This window comes from Nostoc sp. (assembly GCF_036918245.1).
In the GTDB taxonomy this organism is placed as follows: domain Bacteria; phylum Cyanobacteriota; class Cyanobacteriia; order Cyanobacteriales; family Nostocaceae; genus Nostoc.
The window spans coordinates 1-3,832 of record NZ_JBALEF010000048.1; the positions used below are offsets into that span (position 1 = coordinate 1).

Annotated in this window: 7 protein-coding genes and 1 pseudogene; 7 read left to right on the forward strand and 1 reads right to left on the reverse strand. The window is 53.0% G+C overall.

What is annotated here, in order from left to right; all coding sequences use genetic code 11:
* Positions 1-236 precede the first annotated feature (236 nt).
* From V7L12_RS12730 to V7L12_RS12740, 3 genes are all read left to right on the forward strand, one after another.
* Positions 237-632 (forward strand): DUF6130 family protein, encoded by a 396-nt coding sequence (locus V7L12_RS12730; protein WP_335084590.1) that lies wholly within the window; start codon positions 237-239, stop codon positions 630-632.
* A gap of 70 nt (positions 633-702) precedes the next feature.
* A complete protein-coding gene (locus V7L12_RS12735; RefSeq protein WP_335084596.1) occupies positions 703-888 on the forward strand; it encodes a hypothetical protein in 186 nt (61 codons plus the stop codon).
* A 117-nt stretch (positions 889-1,005) separates the two neighbouring features.
* Positions 1,006-1,197, forward strand: a complete 192-nt coding sequence (locus V7L12_RS12740) for a DUF4113 domain-containing protein (RefSeq protein ID WP_335084591.1) — start codon at positions 1,006-1,008, stop codon at positions 1,195-1,197.
* A 12-nt stretch (positions 1,198-1,209) separates the two neighbouring features.
* Here V7L12_RS12740 and V7L12_RS12745 read toward each other — a convergent pair whose 3' ends face one another.
* Complete coding sequence (locus V7L12_RS12745; RefSeq protein WP_335084592.1) at positions 1,210-1,533, reverse strand: ArsR/SmtB family transcription factor; 324 nt, start codon at positions 1,531-1,533, stop codon at positions 1,210-1,212.
* A 97-nt stretch (positions 1,534-1,630) separates the two neighbouring features.
* Here V7L12_RS12745 and V7L12_RS12750 point away from each other — a divergent pair, with 97 nt between their 5' ends.
* From V7L12_RS12750 to V7L12_RS12765, 4 genes and pseudogenes are all read left to right on the forward strand, one after another.
* Entirely contained in the window at positions 1,631-2,650 is a 1,020-nt protein-coding gene (locus tag V7L12_RS12750; RefSeq protein ID WP_335084593.1) for a zinc-dependent alcohol dehydrogenase family protein, read from the forward strand.
* A gap of 173 nt (positions 2,651-2,823) precedes the next feature.
* Entirely contained in the window at positions 2,824-3,102 is a 279-nt protein-coding gene (locus tag V7L12_RS12755; RefSeq protein ID WP_335084594.1) for a hypothetical protein, read from the forward strand.
* A 56-nt stretch (positions 3,103-3,158) separates the two neighbouring features.
* Entirely contained in the window at positions 3,159-3,497 is a 339-nt protein-coding gene (locus V7L12_RS12760; protein ID WP_335084595.1) for an isochorismatase family protein, read from the forward strand.
* A 28-nt stretch (positions 3,498-3,525) separates the two neighbouring features.
* Positions 3,526-3,832: pseudogene (locus V7L12_RS12765) on the forward strand (hypothetical protein); the annotation flags it as partial.

Below are 3,832 nucleotides of genomic sequence, written 5' to 3' on the forward strand. Positions count from 1 at the left end.
CAAGGGTCAAAATACAGAGGAGCCGGATGACGCAAAAGTGTCACGTCCGGTTCTGAAGACGAGCGGTTCTCGTGAGGGAATCGCTTAGTTTAACCGCAAGCACGGTTCCGAATGGGAGGGGTGATGCAGTAATGCACACCTCGACCCTAACATGGCTTCTCTGGAGCGATGACTCTGCGCCGCTTCACCTTCAAATGGATCGTTATTTATAAACTACTCTCAGGTACTTACCTGCTATGAACACCCACACACCGAGCGCTAGGGACATTATCGGATCATCACCGTTGATTGCTATTGAAAACGAAGCACCACCCAAGCTGATTGTCGATCCACCGCTTCCCGAACCGTTAGCACAGGGACGCGTCTTTATCCAGTACCGGACGGAGAATTTGCGTGTGTTGCCAGTGTTTGGCAAAGGTGCTCTCGAAGTATCGCCGCGCATCGGTCATATCCACTTCACCGTTGACGACGCGCCGTGGCACTTTGTCGATTCCAGTGGGGAAACGGTGATCCTGGTCGGACTGGAACCTGGCGTGCACAAGGTGCTAATCGAACTAGCTGACCCCATGCACAAAGTAATCACCAGTGAAACTGTGAAGTTCACGCTGCCCGATCCTAAAAAATCATCATGAAAAAACTAGACGGAAAAATCGCAATTGTGACAGGGTATCTAAACAAATTGGTGCTTCAATTGCCAAACATCTGGCAACCCAAGGTGCAGCCGTAGTTGTCAATTACGCCTCTAGTAAAGAAGCAGCCGACCGCCTGGTTGATGAAATTACCAGCGCACGTGGAAAGGCGATCGCAGTACAGGCAGATGTTACCAAAAAAGCAGAGGTCGAAGGTCTTTTTGTGAATGGCACTAAGTTTAGCTCTTTATTAGGGTGAGGCAGGAGGCAGGAGTTATAAAATCCTTTGACCACAAGCTTTCCCTTGCATTTTACAATATTCCCTTCCACCTCCAGCAAGAACTGCCTTATCTTAGTGCCATTCATATCACAGCAAATGTTCCCCTCGCGCGATCCGGTGCGCTCGGCGCGGCTGATGGCGACGATGGATTGCCTCAACGGCCGCTTCGGCGGGGGCATGGTGCGCCCGGCCGTCTCCGGCGTCGATCGCCGATGGACGGACAAAGCGGAGCATCTGTCACCGCGCTACACAACGCGCCTCGATGAATTGGTGCGGGTGCGGGCGTAACGCGCATTTCAGCTATCCCTTGTCGAGAACAGCCGCCGTCGATGCGAGGACGGACTGCAAAACGCCCGGAAAGCGCTCCTCCAAATCCTCTCTACGCAGGCGGTTGAGGAGGGCCGTGCCTTCCTTGCGCGTCGTGATGACCCCTGAAGTCCGCAGCACGCGAAAATGGTGCGAGAGGCTGGATTTCGGCATGTGAATGTCGAAGTAGCTGCACGCTATTTCATGCGTTTTTGCAAGGCTTTGCACGATCTGCAGGCGTGTCTCATGGCTTAGGGCGTAGAGGATAGCCGTTAGCTGGAGATCGGCTGTCTTGGGTTCGTTCTGTAGCGCTCCCATGTGCCTCCTCCACTGACATTAAGAATAGTGTTAGTGTGCGCTCGTCTAGAAGCATTGTATCATTGTTCGAGTATGTTCGAATTACGGAGATAGACACATGAAAGCATGGCTGCTCGACAATTTTGGACTGGATAACCTGCGACTGGGCGAGGTCCCGACGCCGGCCCCGAAGGAGAACGAGGTCCTTATCAAGGTCTCGGTCGTTTCGCTGAACTTTCGGGACAAGGCAATCGTGGATGGCATTTACGAGCCGGAGATGATCCCGAAGCCGCTGATCCCGGTATCGGATGCGGTCGGCGTCGTGGTGGCGGTCGGCGCGGGCGTGTCTCATCTCAAAGAGGGCGACCGGGTCAACTCGCATCTTTATTCCACATGGGTGGACGGCGATCCAAAGCCGAACGAACCTGATTTCTGCTATGGCGCTCCACTGCGGGGCGGGCTGGCGGAGTACATGATCCTGAATGCGGCCAGTGCGGTTAAAGCGCCTGAAGCCATGACGGACGAGGAAGCGTCCGCGCTCCCGATCGCTGCGCTGACGGCCTGGTATTCGCTGATGGATTACGGGCAGCTGCAGCCAGGCCAGACCGTACTGGTGCAAGGAACGGGCGGTGTCTGCGTCTTCGCTGTGCAGATTGCCTCGGCCTTCGGCGCGAAGGTGATAGCCACCTCAAGCAAGGACGAGAACCTTGCCAAGGTGAAGGCGCTCGGAGCCTGGGAAGGGATCAACTACACCAAGCGTCCTGATTGGGAGAAGGTGGCCTTAGAGCTGACGGACGGCAAGGGTGTCGATCAGCTGCTGGATGTAGTCGGCGGCGACGGCCTGAATCAGTCGGTCGCGGCGACTCGCGTCGGCGGCCACATCTCGCAGATCGGCTTCCTTCAGGGGCAGACTGCAAAGCTCGATCTGATGCGGGTGATTTTCCGGCAGACCGCCATCCGGGGGATCGCCGTCGGGCCTTCCCGCGCCTTCGAACGCATGAATGACTTCCTCAACAAGCATGAAATCCATCCGGTGATCGACAAAGCCTATCCCTTCGAACAGGCGCGAGAGGCATACGAGCACCTGGCGCGGGGAGCGTTCGGAAAAGTAGTCATCAAGGGGGCTTGTAACCCGTAGGGTTGCGTCAGAGCCTGCGGCGCTACGGCCCGGCGAACCTGCGGAAACATCGCGGCTAAATCGTGTCGTTGCGGCGGTTCGTCTTGAGCTACACAGATGCGTGCTGCGGTGAGCTGGCGTACGGTGAGGCCCTTCGGACCGTATCCTCGCTTCCATCACTTCTCGAACGGAGAATGCTTAATGGAAGCCATCGCAGGTCAGGAAGTGTCGCTCGTTCGCGAATCGGTGTGATATTCAGTTTAGCTACTGTAGCCGCTGTTGCCCTATGTATCGATGTTTTGAACACCCACGATATTAAACTAGCGAGTCTTTTGTATCAGTTCCTTAATCCCTTAGATATTCTTTTAGGAGATAGAGCTTTTTGCGCTTACGCCGACTTAGTTGCTTTGTTAAAACTTGATTGTGATGCCGTATTCCGTAAACATCAATCCCGACCGTCCTGCGAGAAATGAACCACGAGTCCGTAAACGTCGCCCAAAAGCTTACCCCTTGATGACGAAACCCCAGCATGAATTACGAAAACAATTGTAGACTGCTTAAGCCACATGCCTTTGGGCTTTTCTTAGTGCCATTCGTCTATGGGCCGCAAACCAACGACCTCGTTTTGCAACTGCGTAAACGCAAGATCAGCAAAGTCATTCTACTTGGAATGTTGGCAAATCTTTGTGTTGAAGCTCACCTACGCGAATTGCTCGAGCAGGGATTCCAGGTCGTTGTCGTTAAAGATGCAACAGCTGCTCCTCGACATCCAAAACTGGGTGACGGCTATAAGGCAGCACTGATCAACTTTGGGTATATCGCCAATGCAGTCCTGTCTACAGATGAAGTTGTAGCAGCAATAAAGTAATGTCAAACTTATTAATTTTACAACACTCATGAAAACATCCGCGTTACTTCTTGCTCTGCCAATCAGTATCTTAGCTAATTTTTCCTTACCTGCTTCTGCTGATTCTACTGCTGGTATCCTCCTAAGTACGAAATGCCGGGGCGGCTACAACGTAAATATTTGGCAGAATTATACTTCAGGTGAACTGCTTTATCGCGCCACTAGTCCCAACGGTAATTTAAGTTTGGGCAAAGGAACTACTAGTCTGCCAAGGCAACTTTGCTTGGTAGCCCCTGTTTTTGATAAGCTACTGAAAAATCAGAGAGTAGCATGCATGGTAAAAAAGTACATTGTGG